26 protein-coding genes and 1 pseudogene are annotated in these 21,462 nt (G+C 68.3%); 8 read left to right on the top strand and 19 right to left on the bottom strand.

Features of this window, described 5'->3' with window-relative positions; genetic code table 11:
• Positions 1–119 precede the first annotated feature (119 nt).
• From ACQEVY_RS23330 to ACQEVY_RS23265, 14 genes are all read right to left on the bottom strand, one after another.
• On the bottom strand, positions 120–296 hold the full coding sequence (locus ACQEVY_RS23330) for a hypothetical protein (protein ID WP_432951431.1): 177 nt from the start codon (positions 294–296) through the stop codon (positions 120–122).
• Positions 296–793 carry a single-stranded DNA-binding protein gene (ssb, locus tag ACQEVY_RS23325; protein ID WP_432951430.1) on the bottom strand — a complete coding sequence of 166 codons (498 nt, stop codon included), beginning with the start codon at positions 791–793 and terminating at the stop codon, positions 296–298. The genes ACQEVY_RS23330 and ssb overlap by 1 nt, the downstream gene beginning before the upstream one ends.
• A gap of 2 nt (positions 794–795) precedes the next feature.
• A complete protein-coding gene (locus tag ACQEVY_RS23320; RefSeq protein WP_432951429.1) occupies positions 796–1,017 on the bottom strand; it encodes a DUF6011 domain-containing protein in 222 nt (73 codons plus the stop codon).
• On the bottom strand, positions 1,014–2,333 hold the full coding sequence (locus ACQEVY_RS23315) for a DnaB-like helicase N-terminal domain-containing protein (RefSeq protein ID WP_432951428.1): 1,320 nt from the start codon (positions 2,331–2,333) through the stop codon (positions 1,014–1,016). Before ACQEVY_RS23315 ends, ACQEVY_RS23320 begins: the two co-directional genes overlap by 4 nt.
• The gene (locus ACQEVY_RS23310) at positions 2,333–3,214 is read right to left on the bottom strand and encodes a hypothetical protein (protein ID WP_432951427.1); all 882 of its coding nucleotides are present in this window, start codon (positions 3,212–3,214) and stop codon (positions 2,333–2,335) included. The genes ACQEVY_RS23315 and ACQEVY_RS23310 overlap by 1 nt, the downstream gene beginning before the upstream one ends.
• Positions 3,215–3,292: 78 nt before the next feature.
• Complete coding sequence (locus ACQEVY_RS23305; protein WP_432951426.1) at positions 3,293–3,580, bottom strand: WhiB family transcriptional regulator; 288 nt, start codon at positions 3,578–3,580, stop codon at positions 3,293–3,295.
• Positions 3,577–5,064 (bottom strand): UvrD-helicase domain-containing protein, encoded by a 1,488-nt coding sequence (locus tag ACQEVY_RS23300; RefSeq protein WP_432951425.1) that lies wholly within the window; start codon positions 5,062–5,064, stop codon positions 3,577–3,579. Before ACQEVY_RS23300 ends, ACQEVY_RS23305 begins: the two co-directional genes overlap by 4 nt.
• 79 nt (positions 5,065–5,143) lie before the next feature.
• Complete coding sequence (locus ACQEVY_RS23295; protein WP_432951424.1) at positions 5,144–6,415, bottom strand: AAA family ATPase; 1,272 nt, start codon at positions 6,413–6,415, stop codon at positions 5,144–5,146.
• Positions 6,412–6,708 (bottom strand): hypothetical protein, encoded by a 297-nt coding sequence (locus ACQEVY_RS23290; protein WP_432951423.1) that lies wholly within the window; start codon positions 6,706–6,708, stop codon positions 6,412–6,414. The genes ACQEVY_RS23295 and ACQEVY_RS23290 overlap by 4 nt, the downstream gene beginning before the upstream one ends.
• Positions 6,705–7,220 (bottom strand): hypothetical protein, encoded by a 516-nt coding sequence (locus ACQEVY_RS23285; protein ID WP_432951422.1) that lies wholly within the window; start codon positions 7,218–7,220, stop codon positions 6,705–6,707. The genes ACQEVY_RS23290 and ACQEVY_RS23285 overlap by 4 nt, the downstream gene beginning before the upstream one ends.
• On the bottom strand, positions 7,217–7,570 hold the full coding sequence (locus tag ACQEVY_RS23280) for a DUF6303 family protein (protein WP_432951421.1): 354 nt from the start codon (positions 7,568–7,570) through the stop codon (positions 7,217–7,219). The genes ACQEVY_RS23285 and ACQEVY_RS23280 overlap by 4 nt, the downstream gene beginning before the upstream one ends.
• On the bottom strand, positions 7,567–8,310 hold the full coding sequence (locus ACQEVY_RS23275) for a BN159_2729 family protein (RefSeq protein WP_432951420.1): 744 nt from the start codon (positions 8,308–8,310) through the stop codon (positions 7,567–7,569). Before ACQEVY_RS23275 ends, ACQEVY_RS23280 begins: the two co-directional genes overlap by 4 nt.
• The gene (locus ACQEVY_RS23270) at positions 8,307–8,912 is read right to left on the bottom strand and encodes an RNA polymerase sigma factor (protein ID WP_432951419.1); all 606 of its coding nucleotides are present in this window, start codon (positions 8,910–8,912) and stop codon (positions 8,307–8,309) included. The genes ACQEVY_RS23275 and ACQEVY_RS23270 overlap by 4 nt, the downstream gene beginning before the upstream one ends.
• Before the next feature lie 79 nt (positions 8,913–8,991).
• Positions 8,992–9,492 (bottom strand): hypothetical protein, encoded by a 501-nt coding sequence (locus tag ACQEVY_RS23265; RefSeq protein ID WP_432951418.1) that lies wholly within the window; start codon positions 9,490–9,492, stop codon positions 8,992–8,994.
• A 229-nt stretch (positions 9,493–9,721) separates the two neighbouring features.
• Here ACQEVY_RS23265 and ACQEVY_RS23260 point away from each other — a divergent pair, with 229 nt between their 5' ends.
• The 3 genes from ACQEVY_RS23260 (at position 9,722) to ACQEVY_RS23250 (ending at position 11,959) form a co-directional block, all read left to right on the top strand.
• Positions 9,722–10,144: a helix-turn-helix domain-containing protein gene (locus tag ACQEVY_RS23260; protein ID WP_432951417.1), complete on the top strand. Its 423-nt coding sequence runs from the start codon at positions 9,722–9,724 to the stop codon at positions 10,142–10,144.
• A gap of 179 nt (positions 10,145–10,323) precedes the next feature.
• Positions 10,324–10,575 carry a hypothetical protein gene (locus tag ACQEVY_RS23255; protein WP_432951416.1) on the top strand — a complete coding sequence of 84 codons (252 nt, stop codon included), beginning with the start codon at positions 10,324–10,326 and terminating at the stop codon, positions 10,573–10,575.
• Between the two features lie 16 nt (positions 10,576–10,591).
• Positions 10,592–11,959 (top strand): tyrosine-type recombinase/integrase, encoded by a 1,368-nt coding sequence (locus tag ACQEVY_RS23250; protein ID WP_432951415.1) that lies wholly within the window; start codon positions 10,592–10,594, stop codon positions 11,957–11,959.
• A gap of 392 nt (positions 11,960–12,351) precedes the next feature.
• Here ACQEVY_RS23250 and ACQEVY_RS23245 read toward each other — a convergent pair whose 3' ends face one another.
• Positions 12,352–12,720 (bottom strand): hypothetical protein, encoded by a 369-nt coding sequence (locus tag ACQEVY_RS23245; protein WP_432951414.1) that lies wholly within the window; start codon positions 12,718–12,720, stop codon positions 12,352–12,354.
• A gap of 136 nt (positions 12,721–12,856) precedes the next feature.
• On the opposite strand from ACQEVY_RS23245, the gene ACQEVY_RS23240 reads away from it, so the two are divergent.
• The 3 genes and pseudogenes from ACQEVY_RS23240 to ACQEVY_RS23230 all read left to right on the top strand — a co-directional run bounded on the left by ACQEVY_RS23240 (position 12,857) and on the right by ACQEVY_RS23230 (position 13,689).
• Positions 12,857–13,090 (top strand): hypothetical protein, encoded by a 234-nt coding sequence (locus ACQEVY_RS23240; RefSeq protein WP_432951413.1) that lies wholly within the window; start codon positions 12,857–12,859, stop codon positions 13,088–13,090.
• Positions 13,091–13,219: 129 nt separating this feature from the next.
• A pseudogene (locus ACQEVY_RS23235) lies at positions 13,220–13,324 on the top strand (IS5/IS1182 family transposase); the annotation flags it as partial.
• A 113-nt stretch (positions 13,325–13,437) separates the two neighbouring features.
• The gene (locus tag ACQEVY_RS23230) at positions 13,438–13,689 is read left to right on the top strand and encodes a hypothetical protein (RefSeq protein ID WP_432951412.1); all 252 of its coding nucleotides are present in this window, start codon (positions 13,438–13,440) and stop codon (positions 13,687–13,689) included.
• A gap of 322 nt (positions 13,690–14,011) precedes the next feature.
• On the opposite strand, the gene ACQEVY_RS23225 is transcribed toward ACQEVY_RS23230, so the two are convergent.
• Together ACQEVY_RS23225 and ACQEVY_RS23220 are read right to left on the bottom strand one after the other, a co-directional pair.
• On the bottom strand, positions 14,012–15,028 hold the full coding sequence (locus ACQEVY_RS23225; protein ID WP_432951411.1) for a ribosome-inactivating family protein: 1,017 nt from the start codon (positions 15,026–15,028) through the stop codon (positions 14,012–14,014).
• A gap of 1,442 nt (positions 15,029–16,470) precedes the next feature.
• Complete coding sequence (locus ACQEVY_RS23220) at positions 16,471–16,809, bottom strand: DUF6344 domain-containing protein (RefSeq protein WP_432951410.1); 339 nt, start codon at positions 16,807–16,809, stop codon at positions 16,471–16,473.
• A gap of 326 nt (positions 16,810–17,135) precedes the next feature.
• Here ACQEVY_RS23220 and ACQEVY_RS23215 point away from each other — a divergent pair, with 326 nt between their 5' ends.
• Positions 17,136–17,264 (top strand): DLW-39 family protein, encoded by a 129-nt coding sequence (locus tag ACQEVY_RS23215; protein WP_003999697.1) that lies wholly within the window; start codon positions 17,136–17,138, stop codon positions 17,262–17,264.
• Between the two features lie 236 nt (positions 17,265–17,500).
• A complete protein-coding gene (locus ACQEVY_RS23210; protein ID WP_432951409.1) occupies positions 17,501–18,934 on the top strand; it encodes a hypothetical protein in 1,434 nt (477 codons plus the stop codon).
• Positions 18,935–19,016: 82 nt separating this feature from the next.
• Here the strand turns inward: ACQEVY_RS23210 and ACQEVY_RS23205 are convergent, their stop codons facing one another.
• Positions 19,017–20,705 (bottom strand): protein kinase domain-containing protein, encoded by a 1,689-nt coding sequence (locus ACQEVY_RS23205; RefSeq protein ID WP_432951408.1) that lies wholly within the window; start codon positions 20,703–20,705, stop codon positions 19,017–19,019.
• Between the two features lie 130 nt (positions 20,706–20,835).
• Positions 20,836–21,384 carry a helix-turn-helix domain-containing protein gene (locus tag ACQEVY_RS23200; protein ID WP_328770308.1) on the bottom strand — a complete coding sequence of 183 codons (549 nt, stop codon included), beginning with the start codon at positions 21,382–21,384 and terminating at the stop codon, positions 20,836–20,838.
• Positions 21,385–21,462 lie beyond the last annotated feature (78 nt).

Raw genomic sequence — 21,462 nt, 5'->3', positions numbered from 1 at the left:
TGGACCGAACCGGTTCCGGTTCCTGGTTCCTGCGTCGGCGCCAGAATGTCATGGACATGGAGTGCTCCGGGTGGTGGCCGGGGCGGGTCCCTGCGTGGGGCCCCTTGTCCGGTGGTGGGTCAGTGCTGGGTTGTGGGGAGTCGGTCGAGGGCGTCCCTGGCGTCGTTGGCGAGGGTGCGCCAGCGGTGGGCGAGTTCGGGGGCGTGCGGTTCTTTGGCGTCAGCGGCGGTGAGTAGGGCTTCGACGATCTCGGAGATGTCGTCGGTGCCGCCGGGTAGGCGGAGGTACGCGGCCATCAGAACGGGGGTTTGTCGCTGTAGCCGTTGGCCTGGTCGACGGCCCAGGGATCGTCTGTGGGCGGTCCCTGGCGGTTCTGCACCTGGGGACGCTGAGCCTGTGTGGGCCGCTGCTGTTGTCCGCCGGCGGACTGCTGGCTGTTGGCCTTGGTCACGGACGCGGTGGCGTAGGCGAGGTTGGGGCCGATGGAGCGGATGAGGAGTGAGGGCTGGCTGTGCTTCTGGCCGTCCTTCTCCCAGGACTCGGTACGGAGTTCGCCGGTGACGAGGACCTCCATGCCTTGGGCGAGGGTCTCGGCGACGTGTTCGGCGAGACCTTCCCAGGCGGTGCCGCGGATCCAGAAAGTGTCGCCGTCCTCCCACTGGTTCGTCTGCTTGTTGAGGCGTCGGGAGTTGAAGGCGAGTCGTACGGAGGCGACGGCCTTCTGGGATTGGGTGAAGCGGAGTTCGGGGTCGGCGACGAGGCGTCCGACGCCCGTCATGGTGGGAAGAGACAAGGTCAGTTCTCCTTCGGGAGGGTGGGCTGGATTGGGATGGTGGTCTGGTCGGGGTGGACTGGGATGGCAGTTGTCGACGTCGCGGGCCGGGCCTGACGGGTCCGCCAGCTCGTCGGCGTCAGGGGAAGGCCGTTCTTCCGGGCGCAGACGGGTCCGTAGCCGCGAGCTCGGGATTCCGGCGTCAGGAGGAGCTGGGGGCAGTACCGGCACCTGATGGCCTTCACCCGGTGGCTCCAGTGGAGGAGTAGCCGCGGACGTCGGTGTCGATCGGCGTGTACGGCACCCACGGCCAGCCGCCGCGTTGGCCCTGCCGGAGGAACGGCGGGAAGGCGCGTTCGTCGCGGAGGCCGCGCCACGGGACGAGGCGGCGGGCCCGGTCCTCGTCCGCGCTCTTCTCGTCCTCGACGGGGCGGAGGCCGAACCCGAACTCGGGCCAGCGCATCCAGAGCGCGGATCCGGCAGGGCGGAGTGCGCGAGGGCCGAAGCCGCTGCCGTGCGGGGCGTGCGCCTCCATGACCATCGCGCAGTTCGCCGTCACCCGGGCTTCGTTGAGGGCCGTTGTGACGCGGCGGGCGTGCTCTTCGGAGGACGGGTCGCCGGTGTGCAGCTGGTAGATCGGGCCGATCACGAGCATGTCGGGCATGACGGTTTCGACGCGGCGCATCAGCCAGGCCCTGCCGTCGGCGCGGGTGAGGTCGACGCCTTCGGGCCGGCAGTCGATGTGGATCTGACCGCGCTTGACGGGCATGTGGGCGCGAGCGGCTGCGTTCATGAGTGGCCGGTACTGGCGCCTGTTCTGGGGCTCTGAGTTCTCGCAGTCCAGGACGAGGACTTTCTTCGGGCCGTACTCGCTGGGGGCGATGGTGAAGGGGTTGACTCCGGCTGCGGTGGCGACGGCGATCTGGCGGAGCAGAACGCTCTTACCGCCGCCTTCGCCTGCGGTGAGGATCAGGCGGTCGCCGTGCTCCAGGAGGCCGGGGATGACCCAGTTGTAGTGGTCCTCGACGGTGAGGAAGTCGTGCATGTCCTGGATCGGGGAGTCTTGGGCAGCGCGGCCTGCGTCGCGTACGTCGCGGGTGAGGGCGACGGCGTCTTCGGCGAGATCGGCGGGTTCGCCGGCGGTGGGGTCGTAGCCGGTCTGCATGATGCGGTGCCCGGCTTCGATGAGCGCGCGGCGTTGGGCGAGTTCGCGGATCCGTTCGGCGTACTGGTCGGCGTTGGCGACGGTGGGAACGACCCGGGCCAGTTCGTGTAGGTATGGCGCTCCTCCGACCCGGGACAGGGCTCCAGCGGCTTGGAGGGCGGCGGTGAGGGTGATCGGGTCGACTGGTTCACCGCGGTCGATCAGGTCGCCTGCGGTGGCGTGGATGGTGGCGTGCGCGGGCCGGTAGAAGTCGGTGCTCGCGACGAGCTGGTGGACGCGGCGGACGTCGTTCTGGGCGAAGGAGAGAGCTCCGAGGTAGGCCTGCTCGGCTTCGAGGTCGTTCGGCTGTGTACGGGTGAAAAGCTCGTCGTCCTCGGGGATGCGGTCGTGTGTCATCAGAAGATGCCCCTCTCGGACGGGTCGGTGTAGCGGCTGGTGGGGGTGCCTGGGATGGCGGGCTGGGTGTGCGAGGCCGCGGGTTCGGATTCGTCGTCGTAGCGCTCGCTGTTGAGCCAGGTCGCCGGGTACGGGATGAAGCGGGCCTCGGTGTGCGTGGCGCGCCACTGTGCGGCGTGGCGGGCGGCGGCCGCGGTTATGGCGGCGGGGTCGGCTCCGCGCTTCAGGGCTTTTGCGAAGGCGGTGCGGGCGGTGCCCTTGGCGACCTTGCGGGGGTAGGTGATCCAGAACGCGTCGAAGGCGGCGGGGTCTGAGGGGGGTGGGGCGGGAGTGTGTGTATTAACACTCTCTGTATTAAGTAGGCGTCCGGGATTTCCGGACACTGAGACCGGTTCAGTGTCCGGAAATCCCGGACGCTGAGGCTGGCGGGACGGATCAGTGTCCGGGATTTCGGGACGCTGAGACGGGCTCTCAGTGTCCGGGTTTCCCGGACGCTGAGAATCGTCAGTGTCCGAAGATTCAGGACACTGAGATGCGTCAGTGTCCGGATTCTCGGGACGCTGAGAAGAGGTGTCAGTGTCCGGAGATCCGGGACGCTGAGCGGGTGCGAGAACCGCGATCTTGTACTTCGCAGCGGCGTTTTTCTGGCCGGCCGTGACCCGGTCGAGAACGCCCTTCGCGGTGAGAGCCTTCAGCACGTCGTACAGGCCCGAGCGGGACACATCCGCCCGGCGGAGGATCTTCGGGTCCTCGACGCGGCTCCAGGTAACCCGCGTCTCGTCCGAGGCGTCCTCCGCCAGCACCGCGAGGAGCAGTCGCTCCCGGTGCGTGAGCGTCGAGGGTGCGTGATCGAGCACCTCGACGAACAGGCGGTTTCCCACGTGCTGCCCTTCGTTGGTTCGGGTGGTGCTGGTGACCGTGGGCCCGGCGGCCGGTCTCATCCGCAGGGCCCACGGCGTCTATCCGGCGGCGCGCACTTTCGACTTCTTCCGGTGCTTCCTCGGGACCGCGATGGCGTGCCGCTGACGGCCGTTGAGCCCGGCGAAGATGCCGTCCCGGAGGTGGGCGCCTGTGCCCTCCTCCGCGCGCAGCACCGCGGCGAGGCAGGCCTCCGAGACCGGGCATGATGCACAGGTCTCCTGCGCCTTCCGGCGCGACTTCGGCTTGTCGGAGAAGAAGATTTCGGTGTCCATGCCCCGGCATGCCGCCTGGAGCTTCCAGTTCGTGTCGTCGGTGATGGCCGTCATGACGCCACCGCCTTCACGTCGTGCACCCAGGCGAGCGCGCGGTCGTCGAGGACCTGGCGGGCGCGGGTGACGGCGACGTACGCCAGCCGGGCCTCTTCCCGACGGACCGTCACCAGGCCGGTGACGGGGTCCGGCGACGGGGCTCGGAAGTCACTGTGGATGCGCACCTTCGGCCACTCGCGGCCTTTCGACCGGTGTGCGGTCGACACGACGAGCTGCGCCTGGTCCTCGTTCACCAACTGGTCGGTGGCCGCGATGATGACGGCCGGGCCGTGGTCGTCGATCAGGCGGACCAAGACGCGGAGATCGGCGCCGTCGGCTTCCTCGTCTGCGTACTGCCGGACCTGGTCCCAAGTGGCGAACGCGCACAGCTCCGGGTGGTCGGTGTCCCGGCCGGACTGGAGAGAGGCAGCAGCCTCGGCGAGGCGCTTCATCTCGGAGCCGCCGCCAACGAGCGCGACCGGTACGCGGCGGGCGAGTGCGTCCATGACGCACTCCATGGCGCCCGCGTTCGTACGGCACAGGATCGCGTCCGGGTCCGATAGATCGTCCAGGCGGGATTTGACCTGCTCGAAACCTTTCAGCCTCAGCTCGGTGCCCACCACGTACAGCCAGGCGTTGGCGGCCTCGGCGATCGCCGGACCGAATCGGAAACTCTGGCTGAGGGTCTGCTCCTGGGCGCCGGCGGCCGCGAACTTCGTCAGGGCGTCATTTGCGCCGCGCCACTCGTAGATCTGTTGCGCCGAGTCGCCGACCACGATGCGCTGTGCGTGCTCCTGCCGCGCGATGACGTCGTACAGGACGTCGTTCGTGTCCTGTGCCTCGTCGAGGAGGATCACGTCGGCGTCGATCGTTGGGCCGCCGAGCTGCCACGCCTTCATGTAGTGGTCGTGCTTGTACTTCAGCACACCGTCCGGCTTCAGCAGGTCGCGCCAGGCGGCCCGGGCCACGGGGAGAACGAGCTCGGCGAGCTGCTGGACGGTGGCTGTCTTCTTCATGTTCGGCTTGCGGGGGATGTGTGCCGAGGTGATCTCGCGGTCGGCCGAGTAGCACCAGCGCTCGACTGTCTCCAGGGCGTACCGCATGATGCGCTTCGTCGGCATCGCGATCTTCTCGCCGAGGTCGCTGACGATGCTGGGGACGCCGACAGGGTGACCGAGGATGGCGGGCACACCGAGGGCCTGCGCAGCCTGGTGTGCGGTCTGGCGGGCGCCCCCAAGCCGGTGGGCGTACTGCTTGCCGATGCCCTGGAAGGCCAGGCTGTGCCCGGTAGAGCAATTGGCGTTGCGGGGGAAGGACTTCTGGGCAGCGACCGCGATCGGCTTGTTGTAGGCGATGTACGTCATGCGGGCGCGCGGGTCGGCCTTCGCGATCATCTTCAGCGTGCTCGACTTGCCGCATCCAGCGCCGGCCTGGAGGACGAGGTCCGTTCCATCGCCGTACGCGGCGATCGCGTCTCGCTGTTCAGGGGTGGGGTCCACCACTGGGGTGCACCTCCTTTCTAGGCGGGTGCGGGCCCGCCCCGAAGGGGGAAGTAGGGGCGGGCCCGCGGTCAGTGGTGGATCAGGCGGCCTGGTCAGCGCCGTCGGCCGCGCTCTCGGACTCGTCGAGGCCGTCGACCATGGCGGCGAAGTCGGCAGCTGCGGTCTCGCCGCGCTCGCCGTAGGCGCCGAGGGTGTCGAGGAGCGTCTTCGCCTCGTCGATGGTCAGGTCGTTCGCGGACTCGATGGGGCGGCCGATGATGAGGGCGGTCGCGCGGAGTCGATCGGGGCGGCTGTCCTTGTGGCCGAGGCCGACTCGAGTGAAGAGGGCGTGCATCATGCGCATCTGCGGGGGCGTCACTCGGTCCGTGACGGGCGTCGCGTCGCTGGTGCTCGGGGCGGGCGCAGAGGGTGTGCTCTGTCCGGCCGGAGCATCGGGCGCGGTCGGGGTGGTGACGGGCGTCGGCTGCGGCTTGACGGCCTGCCCGTACTCCCGGATCAGCTCCCCGAGGGTCGTGGGCTCGCCCGACTTCGGGTGCATCAGGCCGGAGTTCAGCAGCCCACGGCCCTTAGCGCGCCCGTGGAGCTCCAGCGCCCGGTCATACGTCAGGCCGTCGCCGACCAGTTCGTCGACGATGACCTGGACCGGGTCGACGCCCTGGCCGAGCTGCTCGAGGATCTGCTCGGCGACGTCCTCGCCGGGGTGGTGGACCGTCATGCCCTCCAGGGGCGTGTACCTGGTCTTGGTGACGGTGGCCGTGCCGCCGACCATGTCCATCACGACGTCGAGTTCGTACTCGGCGCCCTCGCGCTGCACAGCCTTGGTCCCGACCTTGGTGACCGTCCTGCCCTCGATCACGTAGTCGTTCTTGGTCCGCATGGTCACGATCAGGTGGCCGCGGAAGTTGAGCATCGCGTCGAGCATGTCCTGCTCGATGGGGTTGGCGTCCTTCCAGGCGCCGAAGGTCCCGCCGCGCGCCTTGGCGCCGGTCTCCTCGACGATGCTGAGCAGGCCGCCGCGTCCGTTCCAGAAGTGCGACCAGGAGTCGACGATGAGGACCTCGATTCCGGCCTCCTCGGCGACCTGAACGGCGCGGATGAGGTTGCGGGGGTCGTGGCTGTCCATCGGCATGTGGCCGAACTCGTGCCCGCCGAGTTCCGGCTTGCCGGGGACGGTCGCGTACTTCAGGGCGGAGCCGCGCTCGGTGTCAACGACTCCGATCGGGCCGCCCTTGGCGAGGCCTTCGGCCATGCGGAGGGCGGTCTTGGTCTTGCCGCAGCCTGCCGGGCCCTGGAGCCCGATGCGGGCGCGGGCCGTCTCGCGGGTCGCGGGGGCGAAGGTGAAGGTCGTCATGACGTGCTCCGAGTGCGCTGGTGGGGCGTGGAGTTGGGGAGGCGAGAGGCTGCGAGCTTGCGGAAGGCGTTCACGACGCGCATGGCGGCGCCGTAATCGCGGCGCTTCCGGCGGAACGAGGCGTCGGTGTCGGTCGCGGTCCGCCGGTACTTGCCGGAGAGGTCCCTCTCGACGTCGTCGGCCAGCTCCTCGCCGATCTCCTTGCGGAGGTTGGCGAGGAGGTGGGCAGCTTGGTCGGGACGGAGGGCGGGCTCGCTGGTGAGCGCGCGGAAGGCGTCGCTGTAGGCGCTCACTCGTCCTCCCCCTCCTCGGCCTCAGGGTCGAAGCGGTCGGCGAGCGTGATCGGGACGACCGTGTAGCCGGTAGGTGCTTCCTGGCCGTGGACCGTGGCGTAGAGCTCCTCGGTCTCGTACGGGTCGTCCGGGTCATCGCCAAGGACGACCCAGCGCCAGGACTGGACCGGGCGAGTGAGAGGGAGGGTGACCAGCGGGTCGTTCTTGGCCTTATGGAGGCAGTGGGCGCGTGCCTGCTCGCGGTCGGTGTAGTGGTGGAGAGTGATGCCGTCTTCCTCGGCGCGGAAGACAGACGGCCCAACCGGCATGTCGTCGGCCTCGGCCCGAAGCACCTGCGCGGGCACGAGGAGACGCGTCAGTCCGTCCGCCTTGGCTGCCGTCTCGGGCGACTGGAGCAACTGCGCCGACTCCAGCGCCTCGGCGGCCTGCGTCGCCAGGTCGTACGCGTCGCCGTTCAGCCACGCGGCCTCGATGACCTTCTTCGCCATCAGGGCGAGAGACGAGATGCTCACGCGACGTCCCCGCCCTCAGCGACCTGCTCCAGCGGGACGATGCTGATCGTGCCGAGGAAGGACGTCGCCGAAGGATGGCCGTGGTGGTCCGGCGTCTCCGACTCCTGCCACTCCCACTCAGCACCCGGCGTGGGCTGGAAGCCGAGCGAGGCAAGGGCCTGCCTGCGCTCCTCCATAGTGGGGATGCTGTGGCGCCGGGAGACGGGCCACGCGTACGAGGGCCACGGGTCGGTCGTGCCGTACACGACGACATACAGCTCCCAGTAAGCGCGGCGCGTCGACCCGGTCTCGACACCGGTCTTCCAGTCGCAGCACACGCGGCGAATCTGAGCCCTGGTTGCCACCGTCATGCGGCTTCACCGCCCCCGGCGATGACGGGCGTCGCGCTGGGCTTGACGGCCGTCAACGGGCCCACGAACTCGACGACGTTCGCCAACGAGCACCGCTCCTGACGACCGTCCATCGACAGCAGCGGCATCCCCTCAGGCGTCTGCGCGCCGTGGAAGTACCAGACGCCGCCCTGGACGTCACGCTGCGGCAGCGCCAGGTCATAGACGACTCCGCCGAGCTGGAAAGGCCGCGCCGCGACCTTCTGAGCGTGGGCCCGTACCTGCGGGACGTCGTACGCCACCACCGACACATGGACGCCGTCACGATGCCCCTCGCCGGTCACCGCGTACGGCAGCGGCCTTTCCCCGTCGTCCGTGATCCCGAAGTACGTACGCCACTGCGCCCACTGACCCTGGTCCGTGACGTGGAGCGCCACCAGGATCCGGTCACCGTCTGCGCGAAGGCTCTGGAACTCCGGGTGTTGGCCGATGTGCCGCTCGATGGTGACCGCGACCAGCCGGGCCCGCTCACAGGACCGCTCCCATGCGAGCGCCTGACGCTCCAGTTCCGTCATCTGCTGCGGCTCGCGGGACCAGCCGCCGGCGGGCGTACGGTGCAGGACGATGCCGCGAGACGACTCCGGGTCGACCAGAAGGCGCGCGCTGTTGAGGGCGTGGGCGATGGCAGTCGCCGGGTCCGATCCGCTGGAGGCCAGGGTCGCCCGGATGACGCGGACGGCGTGCGGGATGTTCTTGTTCATGCCGCCGCCTCCTCGGAGGTGAGGGCCTGCTCCATGAGGCGCAGCGAACGGAACTGGAGCGTCTTCACCGCGCCGACGCCCTTGCCCATTCGCGAGGCCGTCTCGGGCACCGACAGCTCCTCCAGGAACCGGAGGCGAACGCACTGCCGCTGATACGGGTTGAGGACCTGCATCGCGGCCGCCACGGTCTCCTTCGCCTCGGCGATGTCGAGCTCGCGCAGGGCGGACGACTCGGCGCTGCGGTCGCGGGTGTGGGAGTCGTGCAGCTCGGCAACCGGGAACTCCCGCTGTACGCGGTGCAGCTTGAGGTGGTCCAGGTGCAGGTTCCGGGCGATGACGGACAGCCAGGCACCGAAGCCGCCGCCGGTGCGACGCCTGTCGAAGGTGTCGATGCGGCGCAGGGCCCGTACGAACACCTCCTGCGTCAGGTCCTCCGCGAGGTGCCGGTCCCGCGTCCTGGAGAAGAGGAAGCGATACACGGTGCTGTAGTGATCGTTGTAGAGGGTGGCGAATGCCTCGCGGTCGCCCGCGTGGGCGCGGTCGACCAGCTCGGTCGTCGCACCTCCCGGTGGGCTGATCTTGGGGTTAGCCTGTGTGGACACGACCTGTACTCCTTGACGTGGGGGCTTGCGGGATTCGTGAGGGCCGTTCCGGGTCGCATCCGGGGCGGCCCTGCGTGTGTCAGGCGGCGGTGCGCTGTCGCCGCATCCCGTCGAGGACGGCGTGCGGGTCGAAGCGGCGGGAGCTGCCGACGTAGATCAGGCCGGGCCAGAGCTCGCCGCGCTCCTTCGCGTCCTGGATCTGCTTGTCGATCCAGCTCATGGACTTGCGCAGGAACTGCGCGAGCGTCGGCTGATCCATCAGCTGCTCGGGCAGCGGTGACTTCACCGATTCGCCTGTCTGCGATCTCCGTGTAGATGTAGATTCTCGGAGCGTGAAAACAACTGGCTCGAACAGCTCGGTGACCCCCTTGTCGAGGGCGGTCGCGATCAGTTCGGCGGCTCGGTCGCTGCACTCCTCGCGGGCGCTTTTGCCGCCGCCCACGATGAAGCCGACGTATGACCCGGACAGGCCTTCGCCCGTGGGGTCGACTTCTTTCGTCTTGGCGGCGAGGCGCGGAATGTCCAGCCCGGCCGCCTTCATGGCGGCCCGCAGCGGGGCACCTTTGTCCAGTCGTCGCATGGTGATCCTCCGGCGCATGGCCGAATTGGGGTTTCGCCGGTCCCGTTGACCTGCGATATCTACAATCTACGTGTAGATGTGTATCGAGTCAAGAGATATGCACAGGGGTGTGGATGAGGTGTGGAGGGGCGCATAGGGGTCATGTAGATGCGCCGGAGTGCCGTCAAATACGGGCCATCGATCTGCGATCTACTTGCGCATGTAGATACTGATGGCCGATCCTCGGAACGTGACCAGCCACCAGAGCCACCCCGGCGAGCCCGGCCCCGCCGAGGGCCGCGCCCACCCGGGCGAAGACCTGGCGGCACTCCTCCAACGCCTCCTCGACGAGTCCAATGGCAAGAACCAGAAGGACTTGGCCACAGCGGCAGGGATCTCGTACCAGACGCTCAACGCGTGGATGAACCGCACTCGCGGGACCTCCCGCGTCGACCCGGACACGCTGCGGTCGATGGTCGATGTCTTCCGCGCATGGGGCGTGAAAACCACGCCGCGAGAGTTCTTCGAAGCTGTCGGCCGGCCAGTGCCCGGCCCGACAAACGAAGAGCGCGAGGCGCGACTGCTGAAGATCTACCGGCAACTGCCGGAGGACAAGCAGCGCGCCCTGGTCAAGGACGCTGAAGCCATGCTGGCGGTCAGTCGCGTCTCGTAACGGCAACTCAGGGTTGCCTATGAAAGGGGGAACATTCGGGCATTGGTTCAGTGGGAAAACAAACGTCACTGAATATGCCAACCGTCTCCACAGTTTCACCACACACAGGTACGATCAGTCACCCGCTGTCCTCCCGTAGCGGATCACTTCATGCCGTCGTGCATCCCTGGGGGATACCTGTGTGCATCCGCATCGCCGTGGTCGACGATCTTCCGAAGATCGCCACTTGGGACCCGGACGAGGTCACCATCCTCGTAGACAGGGGCACCCACCCCCATGACCTGATCAGAGAACTGCACGCGATCCTGACGATCGACCTCGGCGCACCCGCCTCGCCGTGCGCCGGCCTTCTCTGCTTCTGCGGTACACGCGTCGAGCTCCCGCGCGAGCTCGAACCCGTCGCCGTGCTGTCCGGCGCACCGACTCTCTGATCAGGAGCACACCCGAATGGTGCGCAAGACAGCCCTGCCCAGGGCCACCAACAACCCACGCCCCAACCCGTCCATGCGATGCGGCTGCCACATCTGCCTGAAGAAGTACCCAGGGAAACGCCCCAAGACGGACGACCACACCGGCTCTTGGGAAGCGCGCTACACCGACCCGTCCGGGAAGACGCGCAGCAAGACGAAGCCCACGTACGACGACGCGATCGCCTTCCTGGAACAGACGCGGACGGAGATGCGGCAGCGCACCTGGACCGACCCGGCGCGCGGCGAAATCAGCCTGTGCGCCTGGCACAAACTGTGGTGGCCCACTGCGCAGCTCCGCATTGAGGAGAACACAGAGGACCGCGACGGTCGATCGTGGCGCAACCACGTCGAGCCCGCTTTCGGCACGTGGCGGCTGATCGACCTGACCTGGCTGGACATCCAGAACTGGGTCAACGCTCTCCACGACGAGAACGGCGGCCCGCTCGCGGCCAGCTCGGTCGTGAAGGCCTTCCAGGTCCTCGACCGGATGCTGGAGGCCGCGAAGCTCGACCGGCGCATCCCCTTCAACCCGGCCGACGGCGTGAAGATGCCGAAGATCAAAAAGCAGCACCCCGAAGACCGCCGCGGGCCCTCGTACGCCCAACTGCGACGCGTCCGGCGCTGCCTGCCCAAGCACATGCGGGTCGTCCAGATCATCGCCCAGGAGACCGGCCTGCGCTGGGGCGAGATCGCCGGACTCCGAGCCTGCAACGTCGACCTGGTGAACCGCCGGATCCACGTCCGCGAGGTGCTCGTCGAGAAAAGCGGCCGGATCAAGCGCAAGGCGTACCCCAAGTCGGACGCCGGCCTGCGTACCGTCCCGCTGACATACCTCGCGTGGCGCGTGCTGCGCCTGCACATGCAGGACGACCCGCCGAGCTACACCCGGTCCGACCCGGACAACGACGGCTTGTGCGAGGAAGAGCTGGTCTTCCACGGCCGGAACAAGATCAGCCGGATCACACACGAGCCCTACCGCGCACCACTTCGCCGCACCACGTACTACCGCCAATGGATCAATGCCATCCAGAAGGCCGGAGTCGCGCGGAAGCGCACGAAGAAGATCAAGATGGAGGAGGTCAACCCGGAGACGGGGCGGAAACGGATGGTGGAGAAGGTCAAGACGCAGTGGTGGCCGGAGTTCCACGACCAGCGGCACACGTACGCGTCGAGGCTGCACGCGCGAGGGGTGCCGGAGGCGGTCGCGCAGGAGGTGCTCGGGCACGAGCGTGCGGGCGAGGTCACCTGGCAGTACACGCATGCCGCGGCGGACTACGCGGGCCAGGTCCTCGCGGCCCTCGAGGACAGGGACGTCGACGGACCGCGCCTGCGGCTGGTGGCGTGATCACCCCAGGACTGCCCCAGAACTACCCCGGAAAGTGCGTACGTGGGGCAGGGGAGCAGGGACGTTGGCTGATGTAGACGACTGTAGAAGCCGATCGATCCTGCGGTTTCGTGACCTGGGAAGATCGTCTATTTAGAGTCGGGTCCTGATAAGGATGAGGCCACAGGTTCAAATCCTGTTAGCCCCACAGCCGAAGATCGAGAAGAGCGGGCGTTTCCCCAGGTGGGAAGCGCCCGTCCTTGGTTTGTGGTCAGGCGGGGGTGTTGGGCTGCGTTGGTGTGGTGTGGTCAGCGTCGGCCTGACCGAGCTTGATCATTACCCAAGTTTCACCCAACGCCCGTCGGCTGCGGCGGGCTACTCACCTTCGGCCCCAGGGCGCTGCGCTGACCGCGCTATGAGTTCCGCTGCGACGGCGGGAGCAACAGATCACGTTGAGGGTGCTGTTCGCCCCTGACGCTGCCGCTCACGCCGAGGTCTTGGCGCGCGGCATCGTGGAACTCGTTGATGGCGTTGAAGACGGCTCGGTTCCGATCGCGCCACTCTTGGAGGGTTCCGGAGAGCTTGCCGCTCGCCTGCCAATCGATCTTCAGAGCAGCGGCGTTCAGTTCATGTGCGGCCTCGATGACTTCGTCGCCGGCGAGGAGCATGATGCGTTCGAAGGCGCGGCCCCGGAGACGGCCGGCCTCCGACATCTCGGCAAGGATCTCGCGCTCCTCCTGGTCGCTCTCGCGGAGGCCTTCCTTGACCTCGTAGAGCTGCACCGCGAGGAAGATGCAGGCCCGACGAGCGGGGCACTCCCGTCCCGATCATCACCGACTCGTGGATGCCGGGCACGTTGGTTCAGGGACGAGGAGCAGCCGCACGGGCCACCGATTGCGGCACGCCCACCGAGCGATCATGGAAGAGCGAGGTACGCCGAAGGTCCTCATGGACGAGCGCATGGGCCACATCGACGGCTCGCTCTCTGCGCGCTACGCACACGTGACGGACAACATGCGTCACCAACTGATGGTCGCGCTCACAGACGAGTGGGAGGCTGCGCTCGACGCACGGTTGGGTATGTGCCCGCGGTCTTCCGTGGCCGTACTCGATGCGCTGGTCGTGGCGCGCGCGGCGGAGTCGGCCTCGTAGTTGAGGCGGAAGAGAGGGCGGCCTCCCCATCCATCTGGGGAGGCCGCCCTCTCTGTGTTTCGGGCGGCTGGTCTTCTCCGCGATCTTCTCGCCGCAGTGGAACAGTGAGGCGTCGTCCTTGAGCCCGCGCGAAGACGCCAGATCAAGCACACCATTCCCGAACTGAAGGACCTGCGGGCCAACCGCAAACGGCGCGGCGGCAAGGGCGGCCAGCCCATCAGCTTCGACAGCGCGGCCGGACACTGCCTAGCCGTGCAGAGAGCACGCCATGGTAGACGGGCCGATCCACGCCCGGGTGTCGGTGGCTACTCATAGGCTTTCCCCACCGTAGACGTCTTGGGGGATACGTGAGCTCTGTCGGCCAACCGTCGTGGCGCCACCCGATATTGCGGCTGCACGACCGACACGTCGAGCGGCGTGTGGTCGCGGCGCAAGCGGGAGCAACCGAGTTGGGGCTTGAGCTGGACGCGGGCACAATCCGCTCCGCGCTGGCCTACATCCTCGTCTACACACTGCTCGCCTCCCGCTTCGGGCTGTCGGAGGCCACGCGACTGACCCGGAGCGTCGGCGGATTCTTCTCAGCGAGCCCGCCCCTGTAGGCCGGAAGCACCACAGCGGCGTTTGGTTGGGAGGTGCTCACGCTCGTGGCAGGCGCCCCCTCCTCACCCGCCGGACAGCGCTAGGGCGCTGCCGCCCAGCGGTACAGGGGCCAGTTGCGCCATGGCGATGGCAGGAGGGCACCCGCTCGCTGCGCCTCCGGACCGGACAGCGCGTACTTCTCTAATTGGAATAAAGGGCAGCGGCACCTGGTGCCCTGGTGGAGCTGGATCGCACTGATCACCCTGTACGGCACGGTCAGTCCACAACAGCCGGTGCGTCCGGGGTGCTCGTACGGCTCCCCGGACGCGCCGGTGTCGTCGGTCAGAGCTCGTCGTGGGGCGGGCTGCCGTACGCCTTGTTGAAGAGCGCCACCAGCAGGAACGCCGCGGCCCTGGCGGGGGTGTCGATCGTGCCCCAGTACCTGGTGGTGACCGGGGGCGGCGGCGACGAAGACGTCGAAGCACCGGTCAGGACGTTGCTGATGTCGGACCAGTCGCGCATCAGTTCCACGTTGGGCTCACCAAGGGTCATGGTGCTGTGGCTCTGGAGCATGCCCGTCATGCTCACCGCGAGCTGCCTGCTGCGAATGCCCTCACTGACAGTGACGATGAACTGGAGCAGACCGCGGGCGAGAACGCCCTGCCTTCGGCCCTGGACATTGGCGTAGTCACGCATGGCGAAGAGTGACTCCTGCAGGCTTGCCGGGCTTATCTGGAGGTCGGCCAGGCTGGTGCCGGCCATGCCCGCGAGATCGTTGTAGTTCTCATGGTTCCTCATGTAGTCGTACGTCAGGTAGCCGTTGACGCCGGGGTGGAGAATCGTCTGCGGCAGGTCCGGGCTGGCCCCCGGGCCGTCCCCTGCCGCGGCGAGGGGGACGTAGACGTTGCCCTGATCGGGCGCGTAGTAGAAGTAGCCGATCACGTACAGGTCGCTGAGCCGAATGACCAGGTGGATGGCCTGGCCGCCGCCCTGGACCTGGAGGTCGAGGAACTGGCGGTTGGCTTGCGGAGAGGTGACGTCGACCGCGGCGTTTCTGCCGCTGGGCGTAGGCACGTTCTCGCGGTGGCCGCCCGCGGTGGTGACCAGTGACCGCACCTGGTTGATCAGTGTCTGGTACCCCTGATCACCTGCGTCGAGGTCCCAGACCAGCTGGTGCCATGCGTCGGAACTGGCGGCCAGTTCGGTATGGGCGGGATCGAGAGGGCTCGTGACCGCTGTTTTGTCGGCCGGGCTCTGCGCCGGGTGGGTGGCCGGAAGCCCGTGGGCGGCGACGGCGCCCACGACGATTGCGGGTACGGCCAGTGACGCGCCCATGCGCCGGAGAAGACGAAGTGCCATTGCGTTTCCTTTGCTCGTCCGTGTGACTGCCAGCGGTGCGCTCGGCGAGGACCGGCCGGCGGAACGCCCCTACGTTGGCCACCCGAACGTTGATGCTCACCCCCCTTTCATCAGGAAAATCAATTCCGCGAGGCACACTGGGGTTGATGTGCTCCCAGCTTGGGACGCCGTCGGCGACACCCTCAGCGTGTGCCTCCTCGGCGCAGGACCTTGTCCATGCCGACCGCGACGACGACGAGGGTCCCGGTCGCGACATCCTGATAGAGGCTGTCGATGCCCGCCTGGGTGAGTGGGCGTGTCGGTGGCAGCGGTTGTGCGTCAGCCGTGTTCGGTTGTTGATTGCCTGGTCATGCGTTGTGGGCGTGGGCTGGTCTGCTGTCATGAGGTGGCCAAGTGGCTGCCATTTAGTGGCTGGGGCGGGGCGGGTTGGCTGTCGTGGGGGTGGCTGTTCCTACCGACCACCACGCGCCGACTTCCTGCGGCTGCTCGCCCCCGGACTGCCGCCCGCCCGCGCCGAACTGGCCATCGGCGCCGACGTCGGCTCATAGCGCCGCAACGATCCGACGTACGCACGGGCCTGCGCCGCGGTCAGCGCGGCCGCCGCGTCCTACGTCTGTCCAGCGGGACCGGGGCAGCTTCACCCCGGAGATCACAGCGCAGTTCCTCAAGCACCTGCAGCCAGGGCTGAAAGCGCCGTGCTCGGGACCCCTCCCCGGAACCCGGACCTACTCTCCGGGGGCATGAGCGATGCAGAGGCAGATGTACCCCGTGCCGACAGGCCATCGGATCCCCCAGGGCGGCCGTCGAGGCCCTGGCATCAGCGCGTCCCATCCAGCGTCCCGCTCACTCCCCTCGGCCCAGCTTCGGGCACGACCTTCAAACGGAGCCTCCTCGCCGCGGCGCCATGGGGCACGCTGCTGGGCATCCTTCTTGTGGTAGCGGCGGCGCAGGGTGCTGATCTAGAGGAGGTGTTCGGGGCCTTGATCATTCTTATCGGAGGATCGACCCTGCTGGCTGCCTTGTTCACCTGGTGGCTCGCACACAAGCGGCGACGACCGTTCTGGCAACTGGTGGTGCTCGCGCTGCCGATGTCCTTGGTGACCTTCGTGCGGAGCCCGGCGGGTGGCGAAGGTCGAATCGATGGGGTTTGCGGTGCGAGGTCAGCCTGCCAGCCACGGCGCTCAGTCACTACCTCCCCCAAACTTCACCCAAACGATCTTTGAGTGGCAAGCGAAAACGTCCTGACCTGTAGATATTTGGGTACCGAGTGGCGTTCGACCAATGCTGATAAGGATGAGGCCACAGGTTCAAATCCTGTTAGCCCCACACCACGAAGACCCCCAAACAGTTGCGGTTGGGGGTTTTTCCGTGTCCGGCGGCGCACGCAAGTTCGCCCGGCTGTGATCGCGATCGAGGGGTATTCGGCGGCTGCGTCGTCTATGTCAGGTCGTGCACGGAGCGGCGGAGTCCGCCTCCTCCCCGTCCTGGGAGGCTGTGTCCATGTCCGTCGGCGGGCGGTGGCGGCAGCTGGGTGAGGAGCCGTGGGCCTCGGCGTGGATGCGTTGCTTCATCGTGGGAGGCAGGGTGCGGCTGAAGGACAAGGCCCAGGGGGACATCGCGGGGGCCGTGACCGTGGGGCTCGCCTTGCGGGCGGGCTCGGTCTGGGGTACCGGGGTGGCCGCAGCCGCAGCCGCTGTCGTGACCAGTCCGAGTGTCGTGCACAGTGCGATGAAGGCGGTGATGATGGCGGTCCACAACTTCATGACCTTGTTCCTGGCCATAGCCCCTCACTTTCGGGTTGGGCGATTTGCGTACTTTCCTCATGATGTGTATGAGGGCCGCGAAGTGGTGGACCGACGCTCGCGGTGCCTCGCTCTTCAGATGAACACCACCCGGATGGACCCAAGAGATCCGTAAAGTGGAAGAAGGCGCCGAAAACTGCAGAATCCAGTGAGTTGTCACTCTGCGGTCGGAGCCGCGGCGTCCGCTTCTACGGCTGTGTGCCGGGCGGGAGTTGAGGGCCGACGCAGGTCACCGATCGGTATCGGTCGGTGTGTATAGTCGGGCGCCAGAGGTCCCCTACGTCAAGGAAAGACGAGGTCGCGCGGTGAAGAAGCTTCTCCTGGTCGCACTGGCCGCCATCGGCGGGCTCCTCGTGTACCGCCAGATCCAGGCGGATCGCGCCGAGCAGGATCTGTGGACGGAGGCGACTGACTCCGTGCCCACGGGTTCGTGAGTAGCGACGACAGTCTCAGTACAGACCCCGACCGCCCTCGCGGTCGGGGTTTTTTGTTGTCTCCAGGGCTGTTTCCAAGTCTGTCGCCATGTCTTCGCGCCCCCGTCTTTGTGGCGGCATGCACAGGAAGCGCTTGTGTCGCCGAAGCAGGGATGGCGCGGCGGCGAGCGGGGCAGGATGGTCGGGGCTTCGCGGTGTTCGGGGCGAGATGATGCCGGTTCGCGACAGCCCGAAGAGTGACGATCCGGGGCTACGACGAGGGGTGGCGCGTGATGGGGCGGCGCACGGGGTGGTGGTGCGGCCGTACGGTCATGACCTGCATGGCGGCGCTGTGCGCGGTCGCGGTGCTGCCCGGGCCGGCGCAAGCACAAGCGCGCGAGCAGGGGGTGGCGGCCGGTTCCCCTGTTCCGTACGCCTTCGCCGACGACGCCCGGCAGGTCGAGGGCGCGTCGAACAGGACCGAGGCGGTACAGCTCGCCCCGGGCGGGACCTACCGAAGCTCCCTCCAGAACAACGAGAAGGCCTACTACCGCCTCCGGCTCGACAGCGCCTCCAACGCGTACGTCTCGGCCACCGCAGTCCCCAGGGCGGGGACAAAGGTCGCCTCCTCGGACGGCATCAAGGTCTCCCTCCAGGACTCCGCCGGCCGCAATTGCTTTTCCGGAGACGCCGATGAGGCCCGGATCGGGCCCACCGAGAGCCCGCGCCCCCTCACCGCCTGGGCGGCACGCAGGGCCGGTCCCGACGGCTTGGCCTGCCAGACGGCAGGGACGTACTACGTGGCCGTGGAACGCACCAGCCGAGCCGATTCCTCGCCGGACGACTGGAGTCTGGAGCTTCAGTACGTGTCCGAGCCCGCCCTCGAGAAGACCGGCCCTACGACGGCCCCCGAGACCTGGAACTCCGGCTCCCCAGAGCCCGTCAGCGGCACCGCCAAGCCCCGCAGGGGCGGTACGAGCTTCAACGACGCGCGCGCCCTCGAGGAGGGCGTCTGGAAGGACGGCATCAGGGCCGGGCAGACGCTCTACTACCGGGTCCCGGTCGACTGGGGGCAACAGCTCTACGCCACCGCCGAACTGGGCGCGGCCGACGGCGACGGCTTCCTGGGCACCGCCCTCGTCATGTCGCTCCACAACCCCGTGCGCGCCTTCGTGGGCAACGCTCGCACCGGATACGACGGCACACCGAGGGCGGCTGTCCTGGAGCCGCTGTCCGCGGTCGCGTACGAGAACCGGTACACCGTCGACGACCAGGTCGGTGGGATGCGATTCGCCGGCTGGTACTACCTTGCCGTGCATCTCGCCGCCGAGACGGCTGACAAGTTCGGCGACGGGCCGATCGAGCTGCTACTGAGCGTGCGGGTGAGCGGTGCGCCGGGCGCCGAGCCGGCGTACGCGGGAGCGGCCAGGCCGCGCGGTGTGTTCGAGGTCACGGAGGAGGACACGGACGCGGCGGCGAGCGGGGCCGGGGCCGGGGCAGCGAGCGGGCGCGACGGTGGTGACAGCGCCGCCACGATGAAGCTGGTGGCCGCTGGCGGGATCGGCGCGGGGAGTGTGCTCGTGCTGGGGCTCGGGGTGTGGACCGTGGTCGCCCGGAGACGGGCGGGGGGTTCGGCGGCGATGGCCGGCGGTGCGGTCGCGCGGGGATACGAGCCGCCGCGGGCACCGTAGGCGGCTGACCCAGGCCAGGGCTCACCGGCTGAGGTTCGGGCGCCACGGGGGCTCTCGTGCTTTCAGTTGTCGGGCTCTCGGCTCAGATCTGAGTCAGGGCCCAGAACCCGACCGCGAAGCAGACCAACGCCAGCAGCAGCACCGGAATTGCCACCTGTGCGGGCGGCCCGGGGCGCCGGAGCGCGCGCCTGCCGCGGCGCCGCGCAATTGGCTGTGGCTGAGGTGGAACCTGGACGTCGCGAGCGGTGTAGGAAGCAGTAGAGGCAAATGCGTACGGCTGCGACGCGGGGGTCGCGACCTGGGGGGAGGGCACATGGGCGGGTCCGTACGACGGAGCGTGGGCGGGAGCCGGGAGCGCGAACGAGCTGGGGGGAGTGGGGGCTTGCTCGGGCTGTGGCTGAGCTGGCTGCTGGGGCTGTGGGTGTGCCTGCTGCTGGTGCCGCTGTGTGTGGGAGGTGGCCGTCCGGGGTTGAGGCGGAGGCGGGAGGTGGAAGCTGCCGGTGTCCGACATCGTGGACGCCGGGGAGGGCTGTGGGGTTACGGCATCGGGGGCGGGCGGAGGCGGTACGGCGTCGGGCGTGGGGGAGCCGACAGGGGGTACGGCCGTGGAGGTGCCGTCAGAGAGTACGGCGCCCGCGTGGGTCGGAGACGAGACGGCACCCGTCTGTGGATGCGGCGGCGCAGTGCCCGCGCTGGGGTGGTCAGCCGAGCTGTCGTGGCCCGGGCTGGGGTGCTGAGTCCCGCTGCCGTGGATCGAGTTGGGGTGCTGGGGAGCGCTGTTGTGCCTCCGGTCAGGTGTGGACGGGAGTGGGCCGTCCGGGCCGGAGCCCGTCGGCAGCGGTCCGGACGGGCCGGAGCCTGGCGGCGGTCTATCCGGTTCGAACCCCGCCGGGAGCGGACCCTCCGGGCCGAACCCCGGCGGGAGTGGACCGAGTTGGTCGAAGATCTCGATCACTTCGTCGTCAGGGCCCGGGTCCGGCAGGAGCTCTCTGGCCGCGGCGAGGGCCTTGCGCGCCCCCGTGGCGGTGCGGAACCGCGCCTGTGGGTCCGGCTGCACCAAGGCGGCCACGACCTGCCACAGCGGCTCGGGAACGCTCTTCGGGGCACCAGGGGTGCCATGAGCCGCGAAGTGCTCGATGAGTGCCCTGGCATCGGGCTTGGCGCCTTCCAGCAGATAGAGGGCGACCAGACCCACGGCGAACAGGTCGGCGGGGAAGTCCGGCTCCTCGCCGAGCAGTTGCTCGGGTGCGAGGTAACCAGGCGTTCCCACCACGTAGTTGGTCTCCGTCAGCCGCGGCTCGCCCAGACGCATCGCAATGCCGAAGTCGGACAGCCGCAGCCGCGGACGGGCCGTTCCGGTCGCCTCCAGCAGGATGTTGGCAGGCTTGATGTCGCGGTGCACGACCCCCTCCGCGTGCACCGCGGCAAGCCCAGACAGCAGCTGGTCGAGCAGGGTGCAGACGAACACCGGCGGCAAGGGGCCGTAGTCCCCGATCAGATGGACCAGCGAGCCTCCGCCCACCAGGTCCATGGTGAACAGGACCTTGTCGTCGTCGGCCGCCCAGCTGGCGGGAGCGAGCACATGCGGGTGATCGATCCGCAGCGCCTGCTCCCGCACGAAACGCAACAGCGCGTGCGCGTCGCTCTGTTGCAGGACCTTGGCGGCCACATACCGGCGCCGCCGGTGGTCCCAGGCGCGCCAGACCGCACCGACTCCCCCGCGTCCGATCGGATCGGCCAGTTCGTACCGGCCGGCGAAGACCTCACCCATGGTCGTGCGTCGCTCCCCCTTCGGCAGTCGGTCCGGCGGCCTCATCGAGAGGCCCGGCTGCCTCGCTCCCCGCAACCAGCAGGCTCAACAGATCTGCGGATACGGGAGGTTCAGCAACCGGGCGGTGGGCTCAGCTCTGGTGGGACTGGTAGTGCGCGACCGCGTCGGAGGTGCGGCCCGCTCCGTAGACCCGGAGGAACTCTGCCAGTTCCGGGTGGCTCGGGGCGAGGGTGTCCGCCGCCTCGATGATGTCCCCCGCGGCCGCCACGGAGCGGAGCAGCGACTGTATCTCGCGTACCACCCGCTTGACCGTGGGAGCACCCGAACTGCTCGTCGACTGCGTGCTGTTGCTGAGCACCGAGCCCCCCTGCGACTTCTTTATCTCGTCCATGCGCTCGGTGGCCTCGGCGGCGCTCACGCTGCCGTCGGCGACCTGACCGGCGAGGTCCTGCAGCAACTGCACTCGCTGCACCACCGCCGGGTTACCGATTTTGGCGCGCTGACCACTCATCAGCTGCGACAACATCGGTGCGGACAGTCCCAATACCCCCGCCAGACGAGCCTGGTTGAGCCCCAGGTCGTCTATGAGCCTACGGAAGAGCGCCCCCAGCGGCTCTCCGTACCAATTCCGCTGAAGCTCCCGCGCTCTTGCGGTTGCTTCCTGTTGTGCGGCGTCCATTCGCGTCTCCCCATCGCTACGTACCGCGGTTCGCTGAAGCGAACCACGTCGAGCATCTTATGGAGAGTGGTCGTTCGC

This window comes from Streptomyces sp. CA-288835 (genome assembly GCF_050936385.1).
Taxonomy (GTDB): Bacteria; Actinomycetota; Actinomycetes; order Streptomycetales; family Streptomycetaceae; genus Streptomyces.
Note: the sequence above shows the minus strand (reverse complement) of the source record. Positions and strands in the feature narration are given on the sequence as shown.

Excerpts from the sequence above, each read along its gene's own strand:
- ACQEVY_RS23330 (WP_432951431.1), bottom strand. The coding sequence starts at position 296 with ATGGCCGCGTACCTCCGCCTACCCGGCGGCACCGACGACATCTCCGAG.
- ACQEVY_RS23315 (WP_432951428.1), bottom strand. The coding sequence starts at position 2,333 with ATGACACACGACCGCATCCCCGAGGACGACGAGCTTTTCACCCGTACA.
- ACQEVY_RS23305 (WP_432951426.1), bottom strand. The coding sequence starts at position 3,580 with ATGACGGCCATCACCGACGACACGAACTGGAAGCTCCAGGCGGCATGC.
- ACQEVY_RS23295 (WP_432951424.1), bottom strand. The coding sequence starts at position 6,415 with ATGACGACCTTCACCTTCGCCCCCGCGACCCGCGAGACGGCCCGCGCC.
- ACQEVY_RS23280 (WP_432951421.1), bottom strand. The coding sequence starts at position 7,570 with ATGACGGTGGCAACCAGGGCTCAGATTCGCCGCGTGTGCTGCGACTGG.
- ACQEVY_RS23275 (WP_432951420.1), bottom strand. The coding sequence starts at position 8,310 with ATGAACAAGAACATCCCGCACGCCGTCCGCGTCATCCGGGCGACCCTG.
- ACQEVY_RS23265 (WP_432951418.1), bottom strand. The coding sequence starts at position 9,492 with ATGCGACGACTGGACAAAGGTGCCCCGCTGCGGGCCGCCATGAAGGCG.
- ACQEVY_RS23250 (WP_432951415.1), top strand. The coding sequence starts at position 10,592 with ATGGTGCGCAAGACAGCCCTGCCCAGGGCCACCAACAACCCACGCCCC.
- ACQEVY_RS23240 (WP_432951413.1), top strand. The coding sequence starts at position 12,857 with ATGGAAGAGCGAGGTACGCCGAAGGTCCTCATGGACGAGCGCATGGGC.
- ACQEVY_RS23225 (WP_432951411.1), bottom strand. The coding sequence starts at position 15,028 with ATGGCACTTCGTCTTCTCCGGCGCATGGGCGCGTCACTGGCCGTACCC.
- ACQEVY_RS23220 (WP_432951410.1), bottom strand. The coding sequence starts at position 16,809 with ATGGCCAGGAACAAGGTCATGAAGTTGTGGACCGCCATCATCACCGCC.
- ACQEVY_RS23205 (WP_432951408.1), bottom strand. The coding sequence starts at position 20,705 with ATGGGTGAGGTCTTCGCCGGCCGGTACGAACTGGCCGATCCGATCGGA.
- ACQEVY_RS23200 (WP_328770308.1), bottom strand. The coding sequence starts at position 21,384 with ATGGACGCCGCACAACAGGAAGCAACCGCAAGAGCGCGGGAGCTTCAG.